The sequence below is a fragment of the Microbacterium sp. BWT-B31 genome, from assembly GCF_041379855.1.
Lineage (GTDB): Bacteria > Actinomycetota > Actinomycetes > Actinomycetales > Microbacteriaceae > Microbacterium.
This window is the reverse complement of sequence record NZ_JBFECU010000001.1, coordinates 154,807-180,919: the sequence shown is the minus strand read 5'-3', so window position 1 is coordinate 180,919 and position 26,113 is coordinate 154,807. Positions and strand designations below refer to the sequence as shown.

Annotated in this window: 19 protein-coding genes; 13 read left to right on the top strand and 6 right to left on the bottom strand. The window is 71.8% G+C overall.

The window, feature by feature from the left end; all coding sequences use genetic code 11:
- The first annotated feature begins 2 nt into the window (after positions 1–2).
- The 8 genes from AB1K54_RS00800 (at position 3) to AB1K54_RS00765 (ending at position 9,164) form a co-directional block, all read left to right on the top strand.
- Positions 3–1,022 (top strand): TIGR03842 family LLM class F420-dependent oxidoreductase, encoded by a 1,020-nt coding sequence (locus AB1K54_RS00800; protein ID WP_371200790.1) that lies wholly within the window; start codon positions 3–5, stop codon positions 1,020–1,022.
- Entirely contained in the window at positions 1,019–1,981 is a 963-nt protein-coding gene (locus AB1K54_RS00795) for an ABC transporter permease (protein WP_371200789.1), read from the top strand. Before AB1K54_RS00800 ends, AB1K54_RS00795 begins: the two co-directional genes overlap by 4 nt.
- Positions 1,978–2,802, top strand: a complete 825-nt coding sequence (locus tag AB1K54_RS00790) for an ABC transporter ATP-binding protein (protein WP_371200788.1) — start codon at positions 1,978–1,980, stop codon at positions 2,800–2,802. Before AB1K54_RS00795 ends, AB1K54_RS00790 begins: the two co-directional genes overlap by 4 nt.
- On the top strand, positions 2,799–3,623 hold the full coding sequence (locus tag AB1K54_RS00785) for an ABC transporter permease (protein ID WP_371200787.1): 825 nt from the start codon (positions 2,799–2,801) through the stop codon (positions 3,621–3,623). The genes AB1K54_RS00790 and AB1K54_RS00785 overlap by 4 nt, the downstream gene beginning before the upstream one ends.
- A gap of 46 nt (positions 3,624–3,669) precedes the next feature.
- The gene (locus tag AB1K54_RS00780; protein WP_371200786.1) at positions 3,670–4,848 is read left to right on the top strand and encodes an ABC transporter substrate-binding protein; all 1,179 of its coding nucleotides are present in this window, start codon (positions 3,670–3,672) and stop codon (positions 4,846–4,848) included.
- Positions 4,849–5,365: 517 nt separating this feature from the next.
- Positions 5,366–6,694: an aspartate aminotransferase family protein gene (locus AB1K54_RS00775; RefSeq protein ID WP_371200785.1), complete on the top strand. Its 1,329-nt coding sequence runs from the start codon at positions 5,366–5,368 to the stop codon at positions 6,692–6,694.
- Between the two features lie 113 nt (positions 6,695–6,807).
- Complete coding sequence (locus AB1K54_RS00770; RefSeq protein ID WP_371200784.1) at positions 6,808–8,343, top strand: CoA-acylating methylmalonate-semialdehyde dehydrogenase; 1,536 nt, start codon at positions 6,808–6,810, stop codon at positions 8,341–8,343.
- A gap of 143 nt (positions 8,344–8,486) precedes the next feature.
- The gene (locus tag AB1K54_RS00765) at positions 8,487–9,164 is read left to right on the top strand and encodes a CoA pyrophosphatase (protein WP_371200783.1); all 678 of its coding nucleotides are present in this window, start codon (positions 8,487–8,489) and stop codon (positions 9,162–9,164) included.
- 27 nt (positions 9,165–9,191) lie between these two features.
- Here the strand turns inward: AB1K54_RS00765 and AB1K54_RS00760 are convergent, their stop codons facing one another.
- Positions 9,192–9,650, bottom strand: coding sequence for an Lrp/AsnC family transcriptional regulator (locus AB1K54_RS00760; RefSeq protein WP_371200782.1), 459 nt, complete (start codon positions 9,648–9,650; stop codon positions 9,192–9,194).
- A gap of 79 nt (positions 9,651–9,729) precedes the next feature.
- Between AB1K54_RS00760 and AB1K54_RS00755 the strand changes: the two genes are divergently transcribed.
- The gene (locus AB1K54_RS00755) at positions 9,730–11,202 is read left to right on the top strand and encodes a DUF6421 family protein (protein ID WP_371200781.1); all 1,473 of its coding nucleotides are present in this window, start codon (positions 9,730–9,732) and stop codon (positions 11,200–11,202) included.
- Positions 11,203–11,325: 123 nt separating this feature from the next.
- Here AB1K54_RS00755 and AB1K54_RS00750 read toward each other — a convergent pair whose 3' ends face one another.
- A complete protein-coding gene (locus tag AB1K54_RS00750; RefSeq protein WP_371200780.1) occupies positions 11,326–12,816 on the bottom strand; it encodes an MFS transporter in 1,491 nt (496 codons plus the stop codon).
- A 56-nt stretch (positions 12,817–12,872) separates the two neighbouring features.
- Between AB1K54_RS00750 and AB1K54_RS00745 the strand changes: the two genes are divergently transcribed.
- On the top strand, positions 12,873–13,943 hold the full coding sequence (locus AB1K54_RS00745; RefSeq protein WP_371200779.1) for a low specificity L-threonine aldolase: 1,071 nt from the start codon (positions 12,873–12,875) through the stop codon (positions 13,941–13,943).
- A gap of 60 nt (positions 13,944–14,003) precedes the next feature.
- On the opposite strand, the gene AB1K54_RS00740 is transcribed toward AB1K54_RS00745, so the two are convergent.
- Positions 14,004–15,605 carry a DivIVA domain-containing protein gene (locus AB1K54_RS00740; RefSeq protein WP_371200778.1) on the bottom strand — a complete coding sequence of 534 codons (1,602 nt, stop codon included), beginning with the start codon at positions 15,603–15,605 and terminating at the stop codon, positions 14,004–14,006.
- A 228-nt stretch (positions 15,606–15,833) separates the two neighbouring features.
- On the bottom strand, positions 15,834–16,421 hold the full coding sequence (locus AB1K54_RS00735; RefSeq protein WP_371200777.1) for an NUDIX hydrolase family protein: 588 nt from the start codon (positions 16,419–16,421) through the stop codon (positions 15,834–15,836).
- A gap of 166 nt (positions 16,422–16,587) precedes the next feature.
- Between AB1K54_RS00735 and AB1K54_RS00730 the strand changes: the two genes are divergently transcribed.
- The gene (locus tag AB1K54_RS00730; protein WP_371200776.1) at positions 16,588–17,286 is read left to right on the top strand and encodes an alpha/beta hydrolase; all 699 of its coding nucleotides are present in this window, start codon (positions 16,588–16,590) and stop codon (positions 17,284–17,286) included.
- A 3-nt stretch (positions 17,287–17,289) separates the two neighbouring features.
- Here the strand turns inward: AB1K54_RS00730 and AB1K54_RS00725 are convergent, their stop codons facing one another.
- On the bottom strand, positions 17,290–17,817 hold the full coding sequence (locus tag AB1K54_RS00725; protein ID WP_371200775.1) for a hypothetical protein: 528 nt from the start codon (positions 17,815–17,817) through the stop codon (positions 17,290–17,292).
- A gap of 372 nt (positions 17,818–18,189) precedes the next feature.
- Between AB1K54_RS00725 and AB1K54_RS00720 the strand changes: the two genes are divergently transcribed.
- Positions 18,190–19,866: an ABC-F family ATP-binding cassette domain-containing protein gene (locus tag AB1K54_RS00720; protein WP_371201151.1), complete on the top strand. Its 1,677-nt coding sequence runs from the start codon at positions 18,190–18,192 to the stop codon at positions 19,864–19,866.
- Between the two features lie 348 nt (positions 19,867–20,214).
- Here the strand turns inward: AB1K54_RS00720 and AB1K54_RS00715 are convergent, their stop codons facing one another.
- A complete protein-coding gene (locus tag AB1K54_RS00715; RefSeq protein ID WP_371200774.1) occupies positions 20,215–20,637 on the bottom strand; it encodes a DUF1801 domain-containing protein in 423 nt (140 codons plus the stop codon).
- A gap of 421 nt (positions 20,638–21,058) precedes the next feature.
- On the opposite strand from AB1K54_RS00715, the gene AB1K54_RS00710 reads away from it, so the two are divergent.
- Positions 21,059–26,059 carry a DEAD/DEAH box helicase gene (locus AB1K54_RS00710; protein WP_371200772.1) on the top strand — a complete coding sequence of 1,667 codons (5,001 nt, stop codon included), beginning with the start codon at positions 21,059–21,061 and terminating at the stop codon, positions 26,057–26,059.
- The last annotated feature ends 54 nt before the right edge of the window (positions 26,060–26,113 follow it).

Here is a 26,113-nt window from a genome sequence, read left to right as displayed (position 1 = left end):
TCATGGACTTCGGCGTCGTCCTGCAGACCAACCCGCCCGCCGCGCGCACGGTGCAGCTCGCCAAGCTCGCCGAGGCGCACGGCTTCAGCCACGTGTGGACCTTCGACTCGCACCTGCTGTGGGAGGAGCCGTACGTGATCCACTCGGCGATCCTCGCCGAGACGAACCGGGTCACCGTGGGGCCGTTCGTGACGAACCCCGCGACCCGGGACTGGACGGTCACGGCATCCGTCTTCGCGACCCTCAACGAGATGTACGGCAACCGCACGATCTGCGGCATCGGCCGCGGCGACTCGGCCGTGCGGGTCACCAACGGCAAGCCGACCACGATGGCCGAGCTGCGCGAGTCGATCCACGTCATCCGCGAGCTCGCCAACTCGCGGGCCGTCCAGCACCGGGGCGCGACCCTGCAGTTCCCGTGGAGCCGCGGCTCCGAGCTCGAGGTGTGGGTCGCCGCGTACGGCCCGATGGCCCTCAAGCTCACCGGCGAGGTCGGCGACGGGTACATCCTGCAGCTCGCAGACCTCGACATCGCCGCGTGGATGATCAAGACGGTGAAGGATGCCGCCGCCGCCGCCGGCCGTGACCCCGAGTCCCTGGCCTTCTGCGTGGCCGCCCCGATGTACATCGGCGACGACCTCGCGCACCAGCGCGAGCAGTGCCGGTGGTTCGGCGGGATGGTGGGAAACCACGTCTCGGACATCGTCGCCAAGTACGGGCACGAGGGCGGCGGCGTGCCGCAGGCCCTCACCGACTACATCGAGAAGCGCACCGGCTACGACTACAACACCCACGGGCGTGCCGACAACAACCATGTCGACTTCGTGCCGGACGAGATCGTCGACCGGTTCTGCGTCCTCGGCACCGCCGAGCAGCACATCGACAAGCTCAAGGCGCTCGCCGAGCTCGGAGTGACGCAGTTCGCCGGCTACCTGCAGCACGACAACAAGGAGGAGACCCTCCGGGTGTACGGCGAGACGGTCATCCCCGCGCTCTCGGCGCATGTGACGGCGAAGGCATGACCAGCGCCGCCGACGCGACCGACGTCGCCGAAGCCCTCGCCCCGCCACGGCGGCCGCGTCGTGCGGGCGCGGCCGGGTGGCTCGCGGTCGTGTGGGGCATCGTCGGGGTGCTGCTGGTCGTCGCGGTGTGGGAGGCGTACAAGACCTTCGGACCGGCCGAGGGGGTCGTCGTGGGAGGAACCCCGGGGCAGGCCGGGTCGGGGTTCATCGTCCTTCCCCGCACGAACGACCGCGCGATGCCCCACGTGTGGGAGATGGCGGCGCGCCTGTTCGCGGCGACCAGCGGCGGCACCACGCCGCCGCTGTGGGTGTCGGTGCTGTCGGCGGCGCTGGTGACCCTCGGCATCGCCGCCGTGGGCTGGATCATCGGCGTCGTGGTGGGCGCCGTGCTCGGCGCCGTCATGCAGCGCTGGCGCGTGGTCGAGTGGGGCGTTCTGCCCTGGATCGTCGTGAGCCAGATCGTGCCGCTCATCGCGTTCGCCCCGGTCGTGAACGCGATCGGCAACCAGATCGACCGCGACGCGTTCCCGTGGCCGCAGTGGCTGTCGGTCGCGATCATCGCGTCGTATCTCGCGTTCTTCCCGGTGGCGGTGGGGATGCTGCGGGGCCTGGCCTCGCCGGAGGGCATCCACCTCGACCTGATGCGCACGTACGCCGCCGGCTACTGGACGACGCTGCTGCGCCTGCGGCTTCCCGCCGCCGTGCCGCACCTGATCCCCGCGCTGCGGCTGGCCGCGGCCAACGCGGTCGTCGGAGCGGTCGTCGCCGAGGTGTCGATCGGCATGCGCGGCGGCATCGGGCGCATGCTCATCCAGCTCGCCGGACAGGCCTCGAGCGATCCCGCCGCCCCATGGGGCCCGATGTTCGGCTCGATCCTGTTGGGGCTCGTGGCGGCCGGATCGGTCGCTCTCCTCGGGGTGTGGCTGAAGAACTACCGACGCGGAGAGGCGACAGCATGACGACAGGCGTGACAGAGAACGGCTCAGCGGGCGGGGCCCCCGCGGTGCGGGCATCCGGCGTCGGCAAGGTCTTCGCCACCGGCACCGGCGACGTCACCGCGCTCACGGGCGTAGACCTCGAGGTCGCGGCGGGCGAGTTCGTGTCGCTGATCGGGCCGTCCGGCTGCGGCAAGTCGACGCTCCTGCGGCTCATCGCCGACCTCGACACCGCGTCGACGGGGTCGCTGCAGATCTTCGGCAAGCCCGCGCACCGCGCCCGCCTCGACCAGGACTACGGCATCGCCTTCCAGCAGGCGGGGCTGCTTCCCTGGCGCACGGTCGGCGAGAACATCGCGCTGCCGCTGCAGCTGCACCGCACCCCGGCCGTCGAACGCGAGGCGCGCGTGACCGAGCTGGTCGAGCTCGTCGGCCTGTCGGAGTTCGCCGCCCGCTACCCCGACGAGCTTTCGGGAGGGATGCAGCAGCGCGTCGCGATCGCGCGGGCGCTGGCATCCCGCCCCCGCCTGCTGCTGATGGACGAGCCGTTCGGCGCCCTCGACGAGATGACCCGCGAGCGGCTGCAGTCAGAGCTCACCCGCATCGCCGCCGAGACGGGAGCGGCGGTCGTGTTCGTGACGCACTCGATCCCCGAGGCGGTGTTCCTGTCGGACCGCGTCGTCGTCATGAGCCCGCGGCCGGGCCGCATCACGACCGTCATCCCGGTGGAGCTGGGCGACGCGCGCGACGAGTCGCTGCGCGAGTCGCCCGCCTACTTCGCGCACGTCACCGCGGTGCGCGAAGCGCTGCACGGCACGCCCGTGGCAAGAGTGGACGAGCGATGACGACGACCGAGACGACGGTGGCCGATGCCGCCCCCGCCGCCCGCGCGAAGACCGCGACGACGCTCCCGTCGGGGTGGCTGCGATGGGGTGCGCCGATCCTCGTCGGGCTCGCGGGGCTCGCGGTGTGGGCGATCTGGGTCGACGTGCTCGGCACCGCGCCGCGCATGCTGCCCAGCCCTGTCGCGGTCGCGCAGGAGTTCGTGCTGCGGTGGAGCATCATCGCCGAAGACATGGGCGTCACCGCGCTCAACGCCCTCATCGGTCTGGTCGCCGGCGCCGTGCTGGGCGTCGCGCTCGCGGGGCTGGCCGCCTCGTTCCGCCCGATCGACGGCCTGCTCGCACCGCTTGCCGCCGCGATCGCGGTGGTCCCGATCGTGGCGGTCACCCCGATCCTCAACACGATGTTCGGCGCGTCGAGTCAGTTCGGCCGGCAGGCGGTCGCGGCGATCGCCGCGTTCATCCCGATCTTCGTCAACACCCTGCGCGGGCTCCGGCAGACCCGGGCCGTGCACCGGGACCTCTTCCGCGCGACGGCGGCCACACCCGCCCAGACGTTCTGGTCGCTGACCCTTCCCACGGCGCTGCCGTATCTGCTCACGGGGCTGCGGATCGCGGCATCCCTCGCTGTCATCTCGGCCCTCGTCGCCGAATACTTCGGCGGCCCCGCCGACGGCGTCGGCACCGCGATCGCCACCTACGCGAAGTCGGGGCGCGCCGCCCTCGCGTGGGCGTACGTGTTCGGAGGCATCCTCATCGGCCTCGCGTTCTTCCTCGTCACCTCGCTCCTGGAGCGGATCGTGACGCGGCGGCAGCCGGTCTGACCGGCGATCCCTGCACCACCCGCACCACCATCGAAAGGAACACAGCATGAGACACAGCATCAGGCGCGGCCTCGTCGCCCTGTCCACCGTCGCCATCGCATCGCTCGCGCTCGCGGCGTGCTCCGGTTCCTCGTCGCCGGACCCGTCCGGCGAAGCGGACGCCGACTTCGAGCCCCTCACATCGATCAAGCTGCAGCTGCAGTGGCTGCCGCAGGCGCAGTTCGCCGGGTACTACATCGCACAGGAGAAGGGCTATTTCGAGGACGAGGGCTTCGACGACGTCGAGATCATCCCCTCGGGCGGCGACATCGTGCCGCAGGACGCCCTCGTCGCCGGCGACGCCGACTTCGCCATCGCGTGGGTGCCGAAGGTGCTCGGCACGCTCGAGGCATCCGGTGTGGAGCTCACCGACATCGCGCAGGTCTTCCAGGAGTCCGGCACCCTGCAGGTCTCGTGGGCCGGCGACGGCATCACGAGCGTGGCGGACTTCGAGGGAAAGCGCATCGGGTCGTGGGGCTTCGGCAACGAGTGGGAGATCTTCGCGGCGATGGCCGCCGAGGACCTCGACTCGACCACGGTGTCGATCGTCACACAGGACTTCTCGATGAACGCGCTGCTTGACCGCGACGTCGACGCCGCGCAGGCGATGACCTACAACGAGTGGGCGCAGATCCTCGAGGTCGTCAACCCCGCCACGGGCGAGCTATATCAGCCAGAGGACTTCGACGTCATCTCCTACGAAGACACCGAGGGCGCGATGCTGCAGGACGCCATCTGGGCCGACACGCAGCGCCTGAACGACGACCCTGCCTACGCCGACGCCGCCGTGCGGTTCCTGAAGGCGATCACGAAGGGCTGGCTCTTCGCGCGCGACAACCCCGAAGAGGCCGCCGACATCGTCTACACGATCGCGACCAGCCCCGGCGTGGACGCGTTCCCCGTCGGGCCGGTGCATCAGCTGTGGCAGATGAACGAGGTCAACAAGCTCATCTGGACCGGCGCCGACTTCGGCAAGATCGACCAGGCGGCGTGGGACAAGACCGTCGCGGGCGCGCTCGCCGCGGTCAACCAGGACGGCCTGAACCTCATCACCGCCGAGCCGAGCGACACGGCGTTCTCGAACGAGTACATCGAGAAGGCGCTCGCGGCACTCGCCGACGAGGGCGTCGACACCTCGGGCGCCTACACGCCCATCGAGGTCGAGCTCACCGCCGGCGGTCAGTAGCGCCTCCGGCGCGGCCCGCGCGCACAACGCAGGAACTACCTCCGGCGCGGCCCCCGCGCACAACGCAGGAACTACCACCGGCGCGGCCCGCGCGCACAACGCAGGAGTTCCGCGGCGACACGCCGGGGTGCGGCATCCGCTCCCCGGCGTGTCGGCCGGAGTCTCCTGCGTTGTGCGCGGGCTGCGCGCGACGCACCCGCCCACACCGGGGGGCTCCTGCGTTGTGCGCGGGCTGCGCGCGACGCACCCGCCCACACCGGGGGGCTCCTGCGTTGTGCGCGGGCTGCGCGGGCTGCGCGCGGGCTGCGCGCGACGCACCCGCCCACACCGGGGGGCTCCTGCGTTGTGCGCGGGCTGCGCGGGTTGCGCGCGGGCTGCGCGCGACGCACCCGTCCACACCGGGGGGCTCCTGCGTTGTGCGCGGGTTGCGCGCGACGCACGGCTCACGCAGGGAGAGTCATGCGTTGTGCACGGGTTGCGCTCGACACACCCGTCTATGGCGGGGGAGGATCGACTCATGACCACCGACATCAGCGCCGACACCGACCTGGATGCCGAGGCCCGTCGCCTCGACCGTGAGCACGTGTTCCACTCGTGGCTCGCCCAGGGAAACCTCAACCTTCCCGTCATCGCGGGGGGTGAGGGCGCGATCGTGTGGGACCACGCGGGCAACCGACTGCTCGACTTCTCGAGCCAGCTCGTCAACGTGAACATCGGGTACCAGCATCCGGCCGTCGTCGCCGCGATCCAGGAGCAGGCGGCCACCCTCGCGACCGTCGGCCCCGCCACCTCGAACCTCACCCGCGGGCACGCCGCGCAGCGCATCCTCTCGAAGGCGCCCGCGGACTTCAAGAAGGTCTTCTTCACCAACGGCGGCGCCGACGCGATCGAGAACGCGATCCGCATGGCGCGCCTTCACACCGGCCGCGACACGGTGCTGTCGACCTACCGCTCGTACCACGGCAACACGGGCGCGGCCATCGTCGCCACGGGCGACTGGCGACGGATGCCGAACCAGTACGCCCGCGGACACGTGCACTTCTTCGGGCCGTACCTGTACCGCTCCGAGTTCTGGGCGACCACGCCCGAGGAGGAGTCGGCCCGGGCCCTGCACCACCTCGAGCGCGTGATCGTCTCGGAGGGACCGCAGACCATCGCGGCGATCCTGCTGGAGTCGGTCCCCGGCACTGCCGGCATCATGATCCCCCCGCCCGGTTACCTCGCCGGAGTGCGCGCCCTGGCCGACAAGTACGGCATCGTGCTGATCCTCGACGAGGTGATGGCCGGGTTCGGTCGCACCGGCCGCTGGTTCGCGTTCCAGGGCTACGACGTCGTGCCCGACCTCATCACCTTCGCGAAGGGCGTGAACTCCGGGTATGTGCCGGTGGGCGGCGTCATCATCTCGCAAGCCATCGCCGCGACGTTCGACGACCGCGTGTTCCCGGGCGGGCTCACCTACTCGGGGCATCCGCTGGCGGCGGCATCCATCGTCGCGACCATCGACGCGATGCACGACGAAGGCATCGTCGACAACGCGCGGCGCGTGGGCGCCGAGGCGATCGGGCCGGGCTTGGCGGCACTGGCCGAGAAGCACCCGACCATCGGCGAGGTGCGCGGCGAGGGCGTGTTCTGGGCTATCGAGCTCGTGTCCGATCCCGAGACGCGCGAGCCGCTCGCACCCGCCGCGATCGCGGGACTCAAGAAGGACCTCATGGCGCGGGGCCTGCTGCCCTTCACCGCCGAGAACCGCATCCATGTGGTGCCGCCGTGCGTGGTCACCGCCGACCAGGTCGGCCAGGCGATGGAGATCTACGATGCCGCGCTGACCGCGTTCGAGGCATCCTGAGCCCGCGTCAGAGCCGTTTCAGCGAGCGGAGACAGGGTGTGGCAGCAACCGCTGCGCACAGAGATCGGAAGGGGCATCCGCCCGAAACGGATGCCTCGATGGAGAGGAAGATGATGACCGACACCACCACGACACTCGAGCAGGCCGACACTCCTGCCGGCGGCACCCTCGACCACTGGGTGTCGGGCGCCCCGTGGCAGGGAGAGTCCGAGCGGACCGGCCCGGTGTACAACCCAGCCCTCGGGCGCGTGCAGAAAGAGGTGCGCCTCGCGTCGGCAGACGACGTCGACCACGTCGTGGGCGTCGCCGCTGAGGCGTGGGCGCAGTGGCGGGATGCCTCGATCGCGAAGCGCCAGACGGTGCTGTTCGCGTTCCGCGAACTGCTCAACGCCCGCAAGGGCGAGCTCGCCGAGATTCTCACCGCCGAGCACGGCAAGGTGCTGTCGGACGCGCTCGGCGAGATCGCGCGCGGCATGGAAGTCGTCGAGTTCGCGTGCGGGCTCGGTCACCTCACGAAAGGCGCGTACTCCGAGAACGTGTCGACCGGCATCGACGTGTACACGCTGCGCCAGCCCCTCGGCGTGGTGGGCATCATCAGCCCGTTCAACTTCCCGGCGATGGTGCCGCTGTGGTTCTTCTCGATCGCGCTCGCCGCGGGCAACGCGGTCGTGCTGAAGCCCTCCGAGAAGGATCCGTCGGCCGCGAACTGGATGGCCGCCCTGCTGACCGAGGCAGGCCTGCCCGACGGCGTGTTCAACGTCGTGCACGGTGACAAGGAGTCCGTGGACGCGCTGCTCGAGCACCCCGACGTGCGCGCGATCTCGTTCGTCGGCTCCACCCCCATCGCGAAGTACGTCTACGAGACGGCGACCCGCCAGGGCAAGCGCGTGCAGGCGCTGGGCGGGGCGAAGAACCACATGCTGGTGCTTCCGGATGCCGACCTCGACCTCGCCGCGGACGCCGCCGTGAACGCGGGCTTCGGCTCGGCCGGTGAGCGCTGCATGGCCATCTCGGTCGTGCTGGCGGTCGACTCGGTGGCCGACGCGCTGGTCCAGAAGGTGTCCGAGCGCATGGCGACGCTGCGCACCGGGGACGGCATGCGCGGGTGCGACATGGGCCCGCTCATCACCGGCCAGCACCGCGACAAGGTGTCGTCGTACATCGACGTCGCAACCGCCGACGGCGCCTCAGTGGTCGTCGACGGGCGCGGGGTAGAGCCCGACGGCGACCCCGACGGCTTCTGGCTCGGCCCCACCCTCATCGACAAGGTGCCGACCTCGTCGTCGGTGTACACCGACGAGATCTTCGGGCCAGTGCTGTCGGTCGTGCGCGTCGACGGGTACGAGGACGGCCTCGAGATCATCAACTCGTCGCAGTACGGCAACGGCACGGCGATCTTCACGAACGACGGCGGCGCCGCGCGGCGCTTCCAGCGTGAGGCGACCGTCGGCATGATCGGCATCAACGTGCCGATCCCCGTGCCGGTCGCGTACCACTCGTTCGGCGGGTGGAAGGCGTCGCTGTTCGGCGACGCCAAGGCCTACGGCCCGCACGGCTTCGAGTTCTTCACCGCCGAGAAGGCCGTCACGTCGCGCTGGCTCGACCCCTCGCACGGCGGCCTGAACCTGGGGTTCCCGCAGCACACCTGAGCCGTGGCGCCGGTCTGCGTGGCCCGGTCGGCGCGAGCGTGTCCCACTTTGTCGGCTGGAAGGGCCGTCCGAAGCGACGAAGTGGGACACGCAGCCGCAGGCAGACGGCGAACACGGATGCGGGCGGGGATACGCTCGGTCGGGTGACCGATCCCTTCTCGACCCCGCGTGAGCAGCTCGAAGCGCTCGCGGTCGATCCTGAGCTGTTGGCGTCCTGGCCGCGCGAGGGCGTCGACCCGGCGGTCGCGAAGTCCGCGGCGGTGCTCGTGCTCTTCGGCGCGCGCGACGGCGTCGAGGTCACGAACGACCCGTACGACCTGGATCTGCTGCTGCTGGCGCGTGCGACCACCCTGCGCTCGCACGCCGGGCAGGTCGCGTTCCCGGGCGGCCGGAGCGAAGACTCCGATGAGGACATCGTCGCCACGGCGCTGCGCGAAGCGCAGGAGGAGACCGGGCTCGACCCGGCGGGTGTGGATGTGCTCGGGGTTCTGCGGCCGCTGCCCCTGGCGTACTCGCTGCACGTGGTGACTCCGGTGCTCGGGTGGTGGCGGCATCCGTCGCCTGTCGCGGTGGGCGATGCCGCGGAGTCCTCCGCCGTCTTTCGCACACCGGTCGCCGATCTGATCTCGCCCGAGCGCAGGTACACCTCGGTCATCCACCGCGACGGCCAGACGTGGAAGGGCCCGGCATGGGTGCTCGACGCAGACGGCGCCGAACAGATCCTGTGGGGGTTCACGGGGCTCATCGTCGATAGCATCCTCGACCGTCTCGGCTGGGCGCAGCCGTGGGACGCGACGCGCACGATCCTCGCGCCCGTGTGACCCGCCCCGGCCGCACCGGCGTGCGACTCAGTCTTGCCCGCCCGCCGGCACGATCGGGCGGTGCTCGAAGAACGTCTGCAGGACGACGGTGCTGCGGGTGTTGACGGATGCCGCCTGCCGGATGTCGCGCAGCAGCGCCTCGAGCGCCCGCGGCGAGGCCACCCGCACGAAGAGCATGTAGCTCGCGTCCCCCGCGATCGAGTGGCACGCCTCGATCGCGGTCAGGTGCGCGAGTCGTTCGGGCGCGTCGTCGGGCTGCGCGGGGTCCAGCGGTGTGATCTCGACGAACGCCGCCAGCGGCTTGCCGACCGCCTCGGGGTCCAGCAGCGCCCGATAGCCGGCGATCACGCCGCTGGCCTCGAGTCGACGCATGCGCGCCTGCACGGCCGACACCGAGAGCCCGACCTTCTCGGACAGCTGAGCGAGCGTCGCACGCCCGTCGAGAGAGACCTCCTGCAAGAGGCGCAGGTCGACAGAATCATCCATAACTGGAACAATATCGGCAGTATTGTCCCAGCACCGGAATTATTTCGGGCAAAGCTTCGGATCGGAGGATTCCATGCCTATGACCGCGCACCCCGCGAAGACCAGCGCCGCAGAACCCGCCCCCACGCCCACTTCCCCCGCCGCCGGCGCGTCGGGCCGTGCCTGCGGGGGCGTGGACCCCGTCGCCGAGAGCATCGAGACCTCTCCGGCGTGGCTCGCGCTGAAAGACGCCGCGACGGGGCTGCAGTCCCTGCAGGCACAGGACGGTTCGATTCCGGATGCTGCCACCCACGCCGAGGCGCGCGCCTATGTCGAGAGCGTGGTGGAGTCGATCCGGTCGCTCGCTCCCGCGTTCCCGCACGACGCGGAGTACCTCGCCGCGTCGATGCATGACTTCGAGCGTTGGGCGGACACCGGGTTCGGCATCCCGGACTTCCACGACTCGCTCGTGGCCTTCCAGCCGCAGCAGCACCGGGTCGACGGCATCCGTCATCTCGTCGTCTTCCCGATGTACACGCAGAACGGATCACGCAACCGCTTCGTCGAGGCCGTCATCGTCGAGGTGATCTGGCCCGCCTTCGTCGCACAGCTCGAGACCGATTACACCAATGGCCTGTTCGTGTCGCTGCGGCTGGTCGACTTCACGCCGGGTTACGACACGAACTCGGCGGTGCTGTTCCCCGAGACCGTCGCGATGCGCGAGATCCCGGAGTTCACGTGGGGTGCGATCTTCCAGGATCGCGAGGCGGCGCGCTTCCGGCGCGTCGTGCATGCCGCCGCCGACATCACCAAGCTCGACCTGCCCGCCGACGCGCAGCGCCTGCTCGATGACCAGGCGCTGGCCGAGAAGACGTTCGTGATGTGGGACCTCATCCACGACCGCACGCACATGCGCGGCGATCTGCCCTTTGATCCGTTCATGATCAAGCAGCGGATGCCGTACTTCCTGTACTCGCTGGAAGAGCTGCGTTGCGACCTCACGGCGTTCCGCGAGTGCGTCGCGATCACCGAGCGGCTGCGGGCCCGTGCCGCAGCCGGCGAGACGCTCGACGCACAGGAGGCCGAGACGCTCGACCACGCCGTGCTCGTGCAGTACGCGGTGATCTTCGACCGCGTCTTCCGCTTCGCGATCACCGGCACCCGCGTGCGCAACTACGACGCGGTGGGCGGGCAGCTGCTGTTCGCGTGGCTGCACCAGCGTGGGGTGCTGCACTGGACCGACACCTCGCTCACCGTCGACTGGGACGCCGTGCCGGCTGCGGTCGTCGCGCTCGGCGACGCGATCGACGACCTGTACTGGCGCTCGATCGACCGGCCGAAGTCCGCGCACTGGCTCGCGACCTACGACCTGGTGCGCTCCACGCTCACCCCGCACCCCGCGTCGGCGTGGGCCCGCGGCCTCTCCGACGAGGTGCTCGCCGGACCTCCGTCGGGCTACACCGACGCTGTGCTCGATGACGAATTCCCGCTGTCGATGTTCTACGAAGCGCTCGAGAAGAAGATGCGGTCGGTGATCGAGTCGACCGTGGGCATCCGCGGCGGTGACGCCTGACCGAGGCTGCGTTCGTGTCGAGAACACGCGTTCTCGCCGAGACACCACGTCGCCGCCGGTGAAGACGGGGTCGTTCGGCGAGAACCTGCGTATTCGACGACGCCGCAGGCGGCGCCGCCCGCGTCAGAGGGAGCTCGGCCGGTCGTGGCCGGCCGAGCCGGCGGCGGCCTCTCGCGACGAGGTCGGGAACACGGGGCTCGGTGGCGCAGCGCCCGCCGCGCCGTGACCGGCCTCGGTCCCTTCGCCCGCCTCGGCGTCGGTGTCGACCACGCCCTCGCGGTACTCCTCGGACAGCACCCGGTAGGAGCGGGTGCTGAAGGCCAGCAGCGCCGCGACGACCATGATGAGTCCGGCGACCAGGAAGACCAGCGCGATCCCCCGCGCCTCACCCTCGCCCAGCAGCCGGCCCCACGTCCGCTCGCCGACGTCGGAGCGCATGTACGGGATGATCCAGAACTGCGCGATCGGCGCGATGAGGAACGCGGTGATCGGGGCCGCCGCCGACTCGAACGCCGCCGCGAACCCGAAGACCCGCCCCTGCCGGCTGAACGGCACGACCTTCTGGATGACGGTCTGCTCGGCCGCCTCGGCCGCGGGGATGATCGCCATGTAGAGGAAGATGCCGACGACGTACAGCCACGCCCATTCGCGGATCGTGAAGAGCGCGCCGAGCACCCCCATGACCATGACGACCAGCAGCAGCGTGCGGATCGGATTGCGCCCGAGCCCCCACTTGGCGATGACCAGCCCGCCGATGATGAACCCGAGCGACGAGATGCCCAGCACGACGCCCCACCACTGCACCGTGAACAGCGTCAGGCCGTAGGGGTCCATCAGGGCCATGTAGACGCCGCCGATGAAGTTGTTGAACGTCGAGAACACGATCAGCGCGAACAGGCCCGTCACGGCGCGAACAGCGCGGATGCTGCCCCGCAGGTCGAGCGCCTTCGCATGCGACTCGTCGGGGACCGGCGTGTCTTCGGGGATGCGCAGCAGCAGCAGGTGCGCGAACGCGAGCACTGTCGCCACGAGCGCGATCACCAGGGTGCCGCCCATGCCGAGGAAGCCCACCGAGAGCCCGCTGAACACGCTCGTGACGAGGAACGCGATGCCGCCGACCGTGCCGACCATGCCGTTGGCATTGACATGCCGCTCGACCGGGACGAGCAGCGTCACGGTCGTCGACAGGGCGATGCTGCGCAGGTTCTCGACCACCGACCCGATCAGGATGATGCCCGAGAACAGCCAGAACCACGGACCGCCGAGGTCGACGAGCGCCGACTCGGGCTGCGCGAGGTAGAGCGCGCCGGCGATCAGGAACGAGATGAGGGTCACGATGCTCGACAGCACCATCACCCGGTGCTTGCGGTGCCGGTCGACGATCGTGCCGAACACCATCGCGAACAGGGCGATCAGCAGCATGTACGTGCCCCCCACGATGCCCGTGGCCAGCACGGACTGCGTCTCGAGGTACACCCAGAACGTCAGCGCGAACCACAGGAAACTCGTCGTGATGTTCGCCGCGGCCGTGTTGATCAGCACCTGGACGAACGTGCGCATGCCGCCGGGCGGCGGCGTGTGCGCGGCGGCGACCTCGCGGGGGCTGTCGGACATGCCCTGACGCTACGCCGAGGTTCCGACATCCGGAACCCGGCCTAGGCTTGTACCTCGTGACCCCGATCCACGACACCAACGTCCGCGGCTTCGCGTCGGACAACTACTCCGGCATCCACCCCGAGGTGCTCGCGGCGATCGCCGCGGCCAACGACGGCCACCAGGTCGCCTACGGCGAGGACGACTACACCGAGCGCCTGCAACAGGTCTTCGCCGGCCACTTCGGCGAGGGCGTCGAGGCCTTCCCCGTCTTCAACGGCACCGGCGCGAACGTCACCGGGCTGCAGTCGATGCTCCCCCGCTGGGGCGCCGTGGTCGCCGCATCCACCGCCCACATCAACGTCGACGAGGGCGGCGCACCCGAGCGGGTCGCCGGCATCAAGATCCTGAACGTGCCCACCGACGACGGCAAGCTCACGCCCGAGCTCATCGACCGGGAGGCATGGGGGTGGGGCGACGAACACCGCGCGCAGCCGCTCGTGGTGTCGATCACGCAGTCCACCGAGCTGGGCACGCTGTACACGCCCGACGAGATCCGCGCGATCGCCGACCACGTCCACCCGCTCGGCATGCACCTGCACCTGGACGGCGCGCGCATCGCGAACGCCGCCGCAGCGCTCGACCTGCCGCTGCGGGCCTTCACACGCGACGTCGGCGTCGATGTGCTGAGCTTCGGCGGCACCAAGAACGGGGCGCTCGGCGCCGAGGCCGTCGTGGTGCTCAACCCCGACGCATCCGCCGGCCTGACCTTCCTGCGCAAGCTCAACATGCAGCTCGCCTCGAAGATGCGGTTCGTGTCGGCGCAGCTGATCGCGCTCGCCGAGGGCGACCTGTGGCTGCGCAACGCCCGCCATTCGAACGCGATGGCGCAGCGCCTGCGCGCGGGCGTCGAGGCGGGACTCGAAGGCGGCTCGATCCGGGGCGTCTCGTTCTCGCAGCCCACCCAGTCCAACGGCGTGTTCGCCGTGCTGCCAGACGGGGTCGCCGACCGGCTGCGCGGCTCGTTCCGCTTCTACGACTGGGACGCCGCGAAGAACGAGGTGCGCTGGATGTGCTCGTTCGACACCACCGAGCAGGACGTCGACGCGTTCGTCGCGGCCATCGCGCGGGAGACGACCGCGGGCTGAGGTCCGAAGACGACGGATGCCGCGGGTGCGCGCCCCGCGGCATCCGGATGTCTTCTCGGGTCAGGCAGCCGTCTCGTCTTCGGCCTCGTCGCTGTCGGCCTGGTCGTGCGCAAACGGCGTGACCTCGGCGCCCGCGGCGTCGTCGCGCTCGTTCGGGGACTCGCCCTCGGCGTCGAGGATCGCGTCGGCCGCCGGTTCGCTCTGGCCTTCGTCCTCGCCGTCGGGCCCGAGGAGTTCGACAGCATCCTCGGCCTCGCCGGACTCCGCGTGCTCGGCCGTCACCGCGCGGACGGCGACGTCTTCGGCGTCGAGCACGGTCTCGGGGCGGATGAGCTCCTTTACCTCGGCCATGAAGCTCATGAGCTGGTGCTGCTGCCAGCGCAGCTGACGCGTGCGGTCCTCGGCGTCGCGCAGCACCGACTGAGCCTGGGTGGTGACGGTGTCGATGATGCGCTCGGCCTTGGCGCGGGCACGCTCGAGGTGCTCGCGGGCGCGCAGGTTCGCGTCGGCCTCGAGCTGCTGCGACTGGGCGCGCATGAGACGGTCGAAGTCATCGGCCTTCGCCGCGACGCGCTGCGCGTGCTCGAGCGAGGCCGCGACCTGCTCGTTGGCGTCCTGCGTGATGCGCTCGGCGTGGGCGACAGCCTGGTTGTGCAGCATGAGGAACTCCTGCTGCGCGTCGTCCTGGCGACGGGTGAGCGACTCCTCGAACTCGAGCGCGCGCATCTTGAGCTCGCGCACAGCCTCTTCGGCCTCGGTGCGCATCTGCGTGGTCTCACGCGCGACCATCGAGCGCAGCGTCGCCGCGCCGCGCTCGGCCTCGCTGCGGATCGCGGCGGCCTCCTGCTCGGCCTGGGACACCTTCTCGCCGGCGTGCGCGGCCTCGCGCTCGAGACGCGCCTGGTGCGCCATCAGCTCGGTCTCGATGCGCAGGCGTGCCTGCTGGGCGTCGTTGTCGGACTGCGCGTGGACGGCCTCCGCCTCGGCCTGCAGCTCTTTGCGGCGGTTGCCGATCTCTTCGCGGGCGGCTTCGAGCAGGCGGTCGGCCTGCACGGTGGCGTTGCGGATGATGAGGCTCGCCTGCTCTTCGGCCACCCGCAGGATCTCTTCGAACTGCGGGCGCCCGCCGGCCTCGTTCGTGTTCTCGACCAGCTCGTCGGTGAGCGTCTGCACACGCTTCTCGGCCTTCGCGGCGCGCGCGTTCGCGGCGGTCAGCTCGGCTTCGAGGCGCTGCACGGCCTCGCGCGTGTCGGCGGTCGCGGACTGCACCTCGTCGCTCACGCGCTCCTCGGCCTTCGCGGCGCGCGCGTTGGCGGCGGTCACCGCGGCCTTCATCTTCTCGAGCGCCTCGCGCGCCCGCGCGTCGGCCTCTTCGAGCTTGGACTCGTAGTCGGCCTCGAGGCGCAGCAGAGCGTCGCGGTTCTGGGTTCCCGCAGCCTCGCTCACCCGGCGGTAGCGCTCCTCGAGGAACGAGATCTCGTCGGCGCTGGCCCGCAGGCGCGCGGTGAGTCGCGCGACGGCCTGATCGACCTCGTCTTTGTCGTACCCGCGGAAGGCCATCGCGAACGACGGTGCCGAACTCGCGCTGTCACCGCCGATCAGTTCGTCGAAGGGGCTCGCTTCGTCGACGCCCGGGCGGCCGGGCACCTGCTGATCCGACATGATGACTCTCGCAATTCTGCTGATCCGGGGGGTGTGCTCGGCTGCGAGGCGCACCGGCGGCTCCGCACCTCACGACAGGAGGGGTGCGCCGGATCGTGAAGATGAGGGGACGTCGCTTGCGTACGCGACACCACCGAGGGTCGGCGCCGGGGCGCCGCTGGGGTTATCGAATCCTACCTGCCGTTCTGATGCGCTCACGACGGGTTCGAGACATCCGCTCCCGCAGGGTCAGCGCAGTGCCCCCACGCTCGCCAGCGCAAGCCTGACGAGAGTGCCGCGGCCGCCCTCCATCTCTGCGGACAGGGCATCGGATGCCGCCTCCTCGGGCTTGAGCCACGTCACCTCGAGCGCATCCTGACGGGGCTCGCACGTGCCCGTGACCGGTACGACGAACGCGAGCGACACGGCGTGCTGCCGGTCGTCGTGGAAGGGGCTGACTCCCGGGATCGGGAAGTACTCCGCGACCGTGAACGGCACCGGCTGCGGCGGCAGCAGCGGGAAGGCAATCGGCCCGAGGTCGTTCTCGAGGTGGCGGAACAGCGCGTCGCGCACCGTCTCGCCGTACCGCACACGCCCCGACACGATCGTGCGGGTGATCTCTCCCACGGGCGTCGCGCGCAGCAGGATGCCGACGTCGACGACCGTGCCCATGCCGTCGGTGCGCACCGGCACGGCCTCGACGTACAGCATCGGCAGGCGGCGGCGCATCTCGGCAAGCTCGATGTCGCTGAGCCACGCCGGGTTCGAGACGCTCCCCGTCGGCGGGCCGAACGGGTCGTCTCCGGCCGGCTCGGGGTCGGGGGTGCGCACGGACATGCCTCCTGTATACCCCCTCGCCTCGGTCCCGCGCCCGGGTTGCGCCGGCCGGCCTCCCGGTTCGCTCCGGCCGCGTCGGCCGGTCCATGCGCGCGACGCGGCTTCCCGGCGCTCGCGCGCTGCCCACGGCGACACGGGTGTCGGAGCCCGGTGGGAGGATGTCGGCATGCCCGAAGATCTGCTCCTCGACGCCGACGCCGCCCTGTGGTCGATCGATCGCGGGTCCCTCGACGGGCGTGACCTGCTGCTCCTGCTGCACGGGTACGGCGCCGACGAGCACGATCTGTACGGGCTGCGGGCGTATCTTCCGCAGCAGCTCGCGGTCGTGAGCCTCGCCGCCCCGCTCACCCCGCCGTGGCCGATGCCCGGCCGGTCGTGGTACCCGATCGAGGGACTCGACGGCCGCGACCTCACGCAGGTCACCGCGGCGGCGCGGGCCGTGATCTCATGGCTCGACGAGCACGCGGGGGGCGCGGCATCCGTCGGTCTTCTCGGCTTCTCGCAGGGCGGGGCGGTGTCGCTGCAGGCGCTGCGGCTCGCACCCGAGCGATTCGCGTATGCGATCAATCTGAGCGGCTACGTCACCCCGGGCGCGCTCGCCGGCGACGTACGGCTGGCCGAGGTGCGGCCGCCGGTCTTCTGGGGGCGGGGCACGAACGACGACGTGATCCCGCAGCCGCTCGTCGACCACACCACACAGTGGCTGCCCGACCGCGTCGACCTGAGCGGGCGCGTGTACCAGGGGCTCACGCACAGCATCTCCGAGCCCGAACTCGCCGACGTGCGCGCGTTCATCGAGAAGCGGCTGGCCGATCCCGCGCCCGGTCCTTCGCCGGCCGAGCCGAGCGGTCCCGCGCCGGGCTGAGCGCTAGTGGCGGCCGGGTTCGCCTTCGGGGCCGGCGTCCTCGGGGTGAGCGTCGCCGGGGTAAGCGTCGTCGGGACGGGAGTCGTCGGGGCGGGAGTCGTCGGGGCGGGAGTTGTCGGGGTGAGCGTCGGCGGGGTGAGCGTCGGCGGGCCCGGAGTCGGCGGGGCCGACGTCTTCGGGCCCGGCGCCTTCGGGGTAAGCGTCGTCGGGGCGCGCCTGGTCGGGCCCGGAGCCGGTGGGGCCGACGTCCTCGGGGCGAGCCTCGTCGGCACCGGCGCCATCGCGGCCCGCACCCGCCGCACCACCGGCCTCGGGGCCGGCGCCTTCCGTCGGACCGGCACCCGCAGCACCATCCACCGCAGCCACGCCCGCCTCGCCCGCGGCCTGTCGGCGCGCGGCATCCGCCGCCGTGAACGCGACGGCGAACGCGACGCCGAGGCCCATCCCCATCGCCAGGCCCAAGCCGATGTTGCCGAAGGCCACGCCGAACACGACGCCCACGCCCATGCCGATCGCAATGCCGGCCCCCATCCGACGGCGGCGAGGTTGACGGGCTGGGGCTCCTGATCGGGCATGCCGCGACGATATGCGCCTGCCTCGCCGGATGCCTCCCCGATGCGACGGAGATGCGCGCATTCCCAGCATCCGTCGCGCTCGATCCGTTAGGCTGGCCGGCGTCCCTGTCCCGAGTGTGAGGAATGAGATGACGGAGATCGTCGCGTCCGCGCTGTGACCCCGCGCTGATCGTCGAACCGACGTGTCCGCGCCGCTCACCGAGCATCCCTCGTTGCTGAGCACCGATCCGCGCTGACCGTCGACCCTCCGCCTCACCGGCCGGACCACTCTCGTTCCGGCGCGCCCGCGGCGTCTCGATGTCAGCGCATGACTGACACAGGAGACCTCATGCCCGCCCACACTCTCACCCCTTCCGTCGTGCTCGACCGCGTCTGGTTCGCCTGGCCCGACGGCACCCCCGCCCTCACCGATGTCTCGGGCTCGTTCGGCACGGGCCGCACCGGCCTCGTCGGCCGCAACGGCTCCGGAAAGTCCACGCTGCTGCGGCTCGTCGCCGGAGAGCTCACGCCCGACTCCGGCTCAGTCGTGAGCGCCGCGGATGCCGCCTACCTTCCGCAGCGGCTCATCCTCGATGTCGATCGACCCGTCGCCGACCTGCTCGGCGTGGGCCGCGCGCTGCGCGCCGTGCGCGCCATCGAGTCCGGCGACCCCGACCCCGCGCACTTCGACGCGGTGGGCTCCGACTGGGACGTCGAGGCCCGGGCGCAGGCCGCCCTGGCCGAGGCCGGCCTCGAGCCCGGCATGCTCGACCGCCGCGTCGGCGAACTGTCGGGCGGCGAGGGCGTGCTCACAGCGGTCGCCGGCATCCGCCTGCGTTCTGCACCCGTCACCCTGCTCGATGAGCCGACCAACAACCTCGACCGCGATGCGCGTGCCCGCCTGTACGACCTGGTGCGCGCCTGGCGCGGAGCGCTCATCGTGGTCAGCCACGATGTGGCGCTGCTCGAGCTCATGGACGACACCGCCGAGCTGTACGACAGCGAGCTGTCGGTGTTCGGCGGCCCGTACTCCGAATGGCGGGCGTGGCTGGATGCCGAACAGGACGCTGCCCGCGACGCCGAGCGTGCCGCCCGACAGTCGCTGCGGCGCGAGAAGCGCCAGCGGATCGAAGCCGAGTCGACCCTCGCCCACCGCGCCGCGATGGGTCGCAAGGCCCAGGTCGACAAGCGCGTGCCCGGCATCGTGGCGGGAAACCGCAAGAGCGCGGCGCAGGTGTCGGCCGGGCGGCTGCGCGGCGAGAAGGCCGACCGCGAGGCATCCGCCCGCGAAGCGCTCGACGCGGCAGGCCGCCGCGTGCGCGACGACGCGACGGTCAAGATCGATCTGCCCGACCCCGGGGTCGCTGCGGGGCGCCGCATCGCGACTCTCACCGACGGCACCCGGTCGTGGACCGTGCAGGGCCCCGAGCGCGTCGCGCTCATCGGCCCGAACGGCGCCGGCAAAACGACGCTGCTGGAGCGGCTCATCACGTCGGCCGCGCCGTACTCAGGAAGAACGCACTCTGAGGCAGCCCACGGCCGCGAAACTCCGCGGCGGGGCGACACCTCACGCGAAGTTCTCCTGCGTTGTGCACGCGCCGAGGCGCACACCGACCGCGTCGGGCATCTGCCGCAGCGCGTCGACGGGCTCGACGACGCCGCGACGGTGCTCGAGGTCGTGCGCGACGCGGCGCCGGAGGTGCCCATCCCCGAGCTGCGCAACCGGCTCGCGCGGTTCCTCATTCGAGGCGCGGCGGTCGAGCGGCCGGTCGCCACACTGTCCGGCGGCGAACGGCTGCGCGTCGCGCTCGCGCGGCTGCTGCTGACCGACCCGCCGCCGCAGCTGCTCGTGCTCGACGAGCCGACGAACAACCTCGACCTCGACACGGTCGATCAGCTCGTCGACGCGCTCGCGGCCTACCGCGGCGCGGTGCTCGTGGTGAGCCACGACGACGCGTTCCTCGAGCGGCTCGGCGTGCACCTCACCCTCGAGCTCGGCCGCGACGGGTCGATCACCGAGCGCTGACCGGCGCGTGGGCCGCACGCGAGCTCCGGCCGAGTGCTGCGGTTCGGGGCGACAGCGCCTGTTCGATGTGGCGCCGTCGCACCGAACCGCAGCACACCCACAAGCGGACGTCGAGCGGGGCGCGGCGGGGCGACAGGCGGTGACGGATGCTGCGGCCGAGGCATCCGTCACCGTCATCGAGCCTCGGTACCCGGTACCCGGCCCCCGCCCCGGTACCCCACACCCGGCCCCCGCACCCGGCACCCCGCACCCGGCACCCGGCCCCCGGCACCCCGCATCCGCCCTCACACACACCCGCCCCGGCCCCACGCCCGCGACGCGCCCCACGCCCCCCGACGCGCCGGCGCCTCAGGCGCCGGGGTCGTCGCCGCGCGTCCAGGCGATCGCGATGAGCCGGCGCAGCACGTCGAGGTCGATGTCGTCGACCCTCTTCACATAGACGCAGCCCGCGCCCTCGGTGTAGGCGCCGAGCTTCGGCAGGAGCGCCGCGCCCTCGGGAAGGTCCTTGAGCCCGTAGAGCGAGAGCTGCGCCTTGCGCGGCGAGAAGCCGGTCTTCGGCCAGTCGCCGCGGCGCTTGGGATCCGACGGCGACACGTACACGTAGCTCCCGTACCCGACCATGGACGCGCCCCACAGCACCGGCTCGGCCCCGGTGACCTCGCGGAAGACCTCGGCGAGGACGAGTCCGTCCTCACGCCGCTTCGCGGGCGTCGCGGACTCGAGGAACGCCTGGACGTCGGCATCCGTCGGCTGGGTCTTGATCTGGGCCATGCCCGTATTCTGCGCCGCCCGCGGGCCGAAGGGAACCCGTCACAGGCGGGCGGCGGGCCGACGCCACCAGCGGTGCGCCCGGTCACCGCTGCCGGGAGCCGTTCGATCGGTCCGGTGCCGACGAACCACTGCCGCACCATCAGGCCGGGCACGCGCAGAAGCCCGTTGACGAGGTCGCCGATGCCCGTGGGCGGTCCCCACACGATCAGCGCACCCTGCGCGGCGTAGACGCTCACGGCGACGGCGCCGACCGCGCGAAACGGCACGAAGACGACATCGACGCCGCGCCGGGCGGTGGGATGCTCCCGCCGCGCGAGCCACACGACCGCGACGCGGCCGAACGCGACCAGGCGCCCGCGGGCCCGGGCACGAGCCACGGGCTCCGGCCCGAATGTCGGCGGTGAGGGAGAAGATGGGTGGGATGGGCGATGACGTGCTCGAACGGTTCGGTCCTGCGACGCAGGACTGGTTCCGCGGCGCGTTCGCGAAACCAACCGACGCGCAGACGGGCGCGTGGCGGGCGATCTCGGCGGGCCGGCACGCGCTCGTGGTCGCCCCCACCGGGTCGGGCAAGACGCTGTCGGCGTTCCTGTGGGCCATCGACCGGATCTTTCGCGAGAAGGATGCCGCGGCCCCCGCCGCTGCGAAGGGGCGAGGTCGCGCCCGACGATCGGCCGAGCCGGCCACGCACGTGCTCTACATCTCGCCTTTGAAGGCGTTGGGCGTCGACGTCGAGCGCAACCTCCGCTCGCCGCTGGTCGGGATCGGGCAGTCGGCGCGGCGCCTGGGCCTCACCGTGCCCGAGGTGACGGTCGGCGTGCGCTCGGGCGACACGACCTCCAGCGATCGGCGCAGACTCGTCGTCGACCCGCCCGACATCCTCATCACGACTCCCGAGTCGCTCTATCTCATGCTCACGAGCCAGGCCGGCGAGACACTGCGGGGCGTGCACACCGTCATCGTCGACGAGGTGCACGCGGTCGCGGCGACCAAGCGCGGCGCGCATCTGGCGGTGAGTCTCGAACGGCTCGACGCGCTGCGGCAGGCACGGGATCCGGATGCCGCGCCCGCGCAGCGCATCGGACTCTCGGCGACCGTGCGACCCATCGACGAGGTCGCGCGGTTCCTCGGCGGCGCGCAGCCGGTCGAGATCGTCGCCCCGCGGGCCACGAAGAAGTTCGACCTGCGGGTGGTCGTGCCGATCGACGACCTGTCGAACCCGCCTCCTGCGCCGGGAGCCGCCCCGGTCTCCGATTCCGACGAGGGGTCGACCGCCCCACACCCTGTCCCCGAACTCGCCGAGGGGGCGCCCGCCGGGAGCGCAGGCCCCGCCGAGCGCGAGCCGATCGATGAGGACTGGTTCGCCGGCCCGTCGACCATCCGCGGCGGCCGCTCCGCCGGCGGCACCGAGATGACCGGGTCGGTGTGGCCGCACGTCGAGGAGGCGATCGTCGACCGCATCCTGCAGCATCGTTCGACGATCGTGTTCTCGAACTCGCGGCGCCTCGCCGAGCGGCTGACGGCGCGGCTCAACGAGATCTATGCGGAGCGGCTGGGTCTCGATACGCCGGCTTCGCCGGCTACTCGACCGGCGGGAAACAGCGACTCGCCGGTCATTCGACCCGCGGGAAACGGCGGCTCGCCGGTTCGACCGGGTGCGAAGGGCAATTCCGTCCCCGCGGCGATGATGGCGGGTCTCGATACGAGCGCTTCGCGCCCTACTCGACCGCCGGGTTCTGTGGACGGCGCTCCCCCGGTGCTCGCCAAGGCCCACCACGGCTCGGTCTCGAAGGAGCAGCGGGCCATCGTCGAGGACGAACTCAAGTCCGGCGTGCTGCGGTGCGTGGTGGCGACTTCGAGCCTCGAACTCGGCATCGACATGGGCGCGGTCGACCTCGTGATCCAGGTCGAGGCGCCGCCGTCCGCGGCATCCGGTCTGCAACGGGTCGGGCGTGCCGGCCACCAGGTGGGCGAGGTGAGCCGCGCGGCGCTGTTCCCGAAGCACCGCAGCGACGTGCTGCACACCGCGATCGTCACCGAGCGCATGCTCGCCGGGCAGATCGAGGCCATCTCGGTGCCGCAGAATCCGCTCGACATCCTCGCGCAGCAGACGGTCGCGGCTTCGGCCGTCGGCCCCCTCGACGTCGAGGGCTGGTACGAGACGATCAAGCGCAGTGCGCCGTTCCGCTCGCTGCCGCGGTCGGCGTACGAGGCGACGCTCGACCTGCTGGCGGGGCGCTTTCCGTCCGACGAGTTCGCAGAGCTGCGGCCCCGCGTCGTGTGGGATCGCGACCGCGGCGTCATCACGGGCCGCCCCGGTGCGCAGCGCATCGCGGTCACGAGCGGCGGCACGATCCCCGACCGGGGCCTGTTCGGCGTGTACGTCGCCGGCCAGACCCGGGGCGCCCGCGTGGGCGAGCTCGACGAAGAGATGGTGTACGAATCGCGCGTAGGCGACGTGTTCACGCTCGGCACGACGAGCTGGCGCATCGTCGAGATCACCCACGACCGCGTCAACGTCGTCCCGGCCTTCGGGCAGCCGGGCAAGGTGCCGTTCTGGCACGGTGACGGCCTCGGGCGGCCCGCCGAACTCGGCGAGGCGCTCGGCAGGTTCTCGCGCGAGGTGTCGGCGGCGCCACCCGAGAAGGCGATGACGCGGTTGACCGATGCCGGCCTCGACGACAACGCGATCGGCAACCTGCTGTCGTACCTGGCCGAACAGCGCGAGGCGACCGGCACCCTGCCCACCGACAAGGCCCTCACCGTCGAGCGCGGGCGCGACGAGGTCGGCGACTGGCGGGTCATCCTGCACTCGCCGTACGGCATGCCGGTGCACGCGCCGTGGGCGCTGGCGGTGAACGCGCGCATTCGCGAGCGCCTCGGCGTCGACGGCTCGGCGGTGGCCAGCGACGACGGCATCATCGCGCGGATTCCGGATGCCACGGCCGAGCCCCCGGGCGCAGAGCTGTTCGTGTTCGACCCCGACGAGCTCGAGCAGCTCGTCACCGACGAGGTCGGCGGGTCGGCGCTGTTCGCCTCGCGGTTCCGGGAGTGCGCGGCGCGGGCCCTGCTCATGCCCCGCATGAACCCGAACCGGCGCAGCCCCCTGTGGCAGCAGCGGCAGCGGTCGGCGGCCCTCCTCGAGGTCGCGCGGCGCTACCCGACGTTCCCGATCATCCTCGAGACGCTGCGCGAGGTGCTGCAGGACGTCTACGACGTGCCGTCGCTGCTGCGCATCGCCCGCGGGATCGGCGAGCGTCGCATCCGGCTCATCGAGGTCACGACCGCGCAGCCGTCGCCGTACGCGCGCGACCTGCTGTTCGGCTACGTCGGCGCGTTCATGTACGAGGGTGACTCGCCGCTGGCCGAGCGGCGCGCGGCGGCCCTGTCGGTCGACCCGGCGCTGCTGAGCGAGCTGCTGGGCAGAGTCGAGATGCGGGAGCTGCTCGACCCCGAGGTCATCGCCCAGTTCGAGCGCGAGGCCCAGCGGCTCGACCCCGACCGCCGCGCGCGGGGCGTCGAGGGAGTGGCGGACCTGCTGCGCATGCTGGGGCCGATGGATGCCGCCGAGGTCGCCCCGCGGCTGCAGCCCGCGGACACCAGGTCGTCCGGCGATGGGGATCTCGACACGCCGCCTTCGGCCGCTGCTCGATCGGCGGTGAGCGACGAGCGCCACGCGACCGAGGCCGAGGCATCCGCTCATCTCGAGGCGCTCGTCGCGGCGCGGCGCGCGATCGCCGTCACGATCGCCGGAGTGCCGCGGTTCGCGGCGATCGAAGACGCCGGACGCCTGCGCGATGCGCTGGGTGTCGCGCTGCCGGTGGGGGTGCCGACCGCGTTCGTCGAGCCCGTCGCCGATCCGCTCGGCGACCTGATCGCGCGGCACGCGCGCACGCACGCTCCGTTCCCGGCGGGCGACGTCGCCGGACGGCTCGGCATCGGTGTGGCCGTCGCACGGCAGACGCTGCAGCGGCTCGAGGCCCAGGGGCGCGTGGCGAGCGGGTTCTTCCTTCCCGAGCGGGCGGGTGGCGCAGCCGGTGCGGCAGCCGCACCGGATGAGACCGAGTACTGCGACTCCGAGGTGCTCAGGCGCCTGCGGATGCGGTCGCTCGCTGCGATCCGCGGCAGTGTCGAGCCGGTTGCGCCCGACGCGTTCGCACGCTTCCTGCCGGTGTGGCAGCACCTCACCCGGCCGCTCGAGGGCGTCGACGGCGTCGCCGCCGTCGTGGAACAGCTCGCCGGCGTGCCGATCCCGGCAAGCGCATGGGAGTCGCTCGTGCTGCCTGCGCGGGTCGCCGACTACACCCCGGCGATGCTCGACGAGCTGACCGCGAGCGGCGAGGTGATCTGGTCCGGCCACGGGTCGCTGCCCGGACGCGACGGATGGGTGGCCCTGCATCCCGCCGACGCCGCGCCGCTCACTCTCCCCCCGGTCGACGACGAGCTCGCCCCGGCGGCCGGCAGCCTCGAAGCGCTGATCGTGAACGTGCTCGGCGCCGGGGGCGCGTACTTCGCCGCGCAGCTGCGGCAGCTCACCGATGCCGAGAACGAGCAGTCCGTCATCGAGGCACTGTGGAGCCTGACGTGGTCGGGGCGGGTCACGAACGACACGTTCGCCCCGATCCGCACGCTCCTCGGCGGTGGGTCGCAGGCGCACCGCGTCTCTCGCCGAACGCCGCGCGCGCGCATGTACCGGGGGGCGACGCTGGCCCGCGTGAGCGCGAACGCGCCGCCGCGCCCGCCCGCGATCGGCGGACGCTGGTCGCTCGTGCCCGAGCCCGAGGCCGACCCCGCGCTGCGCGCGACGGCGGCGGGGAGCCTGCTCCTGGACCGATACGGGGTGGTGACGCGCGGATCCGTGCAGTCCGAGGGTGTCCCAGGCGGCTTCGCTCAGGTGTACCGCACGCTCGCGGGGTTCGAAGAGGCGGGGCACTGCCGACGCGGGTACCTGATCGAAAAGCTCGGCGCGGCGCAGTTCGCGGCATCCGCCACCGTCGACCGCCTGCGCGAGTTCGCGGGGCTGCCCGACCCGCCACCATTGCGGGCGGTCACCCTCGCCGCCACCGACCCGGCGAACCCGTACGGCGCGGCGCTGGCATGGCCGGCCCTCGAGGGCGTGTCGCACCGCCCGGGCCGTAAGGCCGGCGGGCTGGTCGTGCTCGTCGACGGAGCGCTCACGCTCTATCTCGAACGCGGCGGCAAGTCGGCCCTGGCCTTCACCGGCGATGAGGCGGCGATCGCCGCCGCCGCCGGCGACCTCGCCGCGACGGCGCGTCGGCGCAGCCTCGACACGCTCACGATCGAGCAGGTGAACGGGGCCTTCGTCTACGGCACGGGCGTCGGCCGCGCCCTGCGCGACGCAGGTTTCGTCGAGTCGCCGCGCGGGCTCAGCCTGCGCCGCGAGCGCATTCAGGCGGGCTGACATGCCCCCGCTCCCCTCTTCTCGACCACCGCGCGTGCACAACGCAGGAAAACC

What these genes read in the sequence shown, in the direction of transcription:
- AB1K54_RS00755 (WP_371200781.1), top strand. Translation starts at nt 9,730, where the DNA reads ATGACCGCGCACCCCGCGAAGACCAGCGCCGCAGAACCCGCCCCCACG.
- AB1K54_RS00715 (WP_371200774.1), bottom strand. Translation starts at nt 20,637, where the DNA reads ATGGCCCAGATCAAGACCCAGCCGACGGATGCCGACGTCCAGGCGTTC.
- AB1K54_RS00795 (WP_371200789.1), top strand. Translation starts at nt 1,019, where the DNA reads ATGACCAGCGCCGCCGACGCGACCGACGTCGCCGAAGCCCTCGCCCCG.
- AB1K54_RS00750 (WP_371200780.1), bottom strand. Translation starts at nt 12,816, where the DNA reads ATGTCCGACAGCCCCCGCGAGGTCGCCGCCGCGCACACGCCGCCGCCC.
- AB1K54_RS00790 (WP_371200788.1), top strand. Translation starts at nt 1,978, where the DNA reads ATGACGACAGGCGTGACAGAGAACGGCTCAGCGGGCGGGGCCCCCGCG.
- AB1K54_RS00760 (WP_371200782.1), bottom strand. Translation starts at nt 9,650, where the DNA reads ATGGATGATTCTGTCGACCTGCGCCTCTTGCAGGAGGTCTCTCTCGAC.
- AB1K54_RS00785 (WP_371200787.1), top strand. Translation starts at nt 2,799, where the DNA reads ATGACGACGACCGAGACGACGGTGGCCGATGCCGCCCCCGCCGCCCGC.
- AB1K54_RS00775 (WP_371200785.1), top strand. Translation starts at nt 5,366, where the DNA reads ATGACCACCGACATCAGCGCCGACACCGACCTGGATGCCGAGGCCCGT.
- AB1K54_RS00800 (WP_371200790.1), top strand. Translation starts at nt 3, where the DNA reads ATGGACTTCGGCGTCGTCCTGCAGACCAACCCGCCCGCCGCGCGCACG.
- AB1K54_RS00720 (WP_371201151.1), top strand. Translation starts at nt 18,190, where the DNA reads ATGCCCGCCCACACTCTCACCCCTTCCGTCGTGCTCGACCGCGTCTGG.
- AB1K54_RS00780 (WP_371200786.1), top strand. Translation starts at nt 3,670, where the DNA reads ATGAGACACAGCATCAGGCGCGGCCTCGTCGCCCTGTCCACCGTCGCC.
- AB1K54_RS00725 (WP_371200775.1), bottom strand. Translation starts at nt 17,817, where the DNA reads ATGGGGGCCGGCATTGCGATCGGCATGGGCGTGGGCGTCGTGTTCGGC.
- AB1K54_RS00740 (WP_371200778.1), bottom strand. Translation starts at nt 15,605, where the DNA reads ATGTCGGATCAGCAGGTGCCCGGCCGCCCGGGCGTCGACGAAGCGAGC.
- AB1K54_RS00730 (WP_371200776.1), top strand. Translation starts at nt 16,588, where the DNA reads ATGCCCGAAGATCTGCTCCTCGACGCCGACGCCGCCCTGTGGTCGATC.
- AB1K54_RS00710 (WP_371200772.1), top strand. Translation starts at nt 21,059, where the DNA reads ATGGGCGATGACGTGCTCGAACGGTTCGGTCCTGCGACGCAGGACTGG.
- AB1K54_RS00770 (WP_371200784.1), top strand. Translation starts at nt 6,808, where the DNA reads ATGACCGACACCACCACGACACTCGAGCAGGCCGACACTCCTGCCGGC.
- AB1K54_RS00735 (WP_371200777.1), bottom strand. Translation starts at nt 16,421, where the DNA reads ATGTCCGTGCGCACCCCCGACCCCGAGCCGGCCGGAGACGACCCGTTC.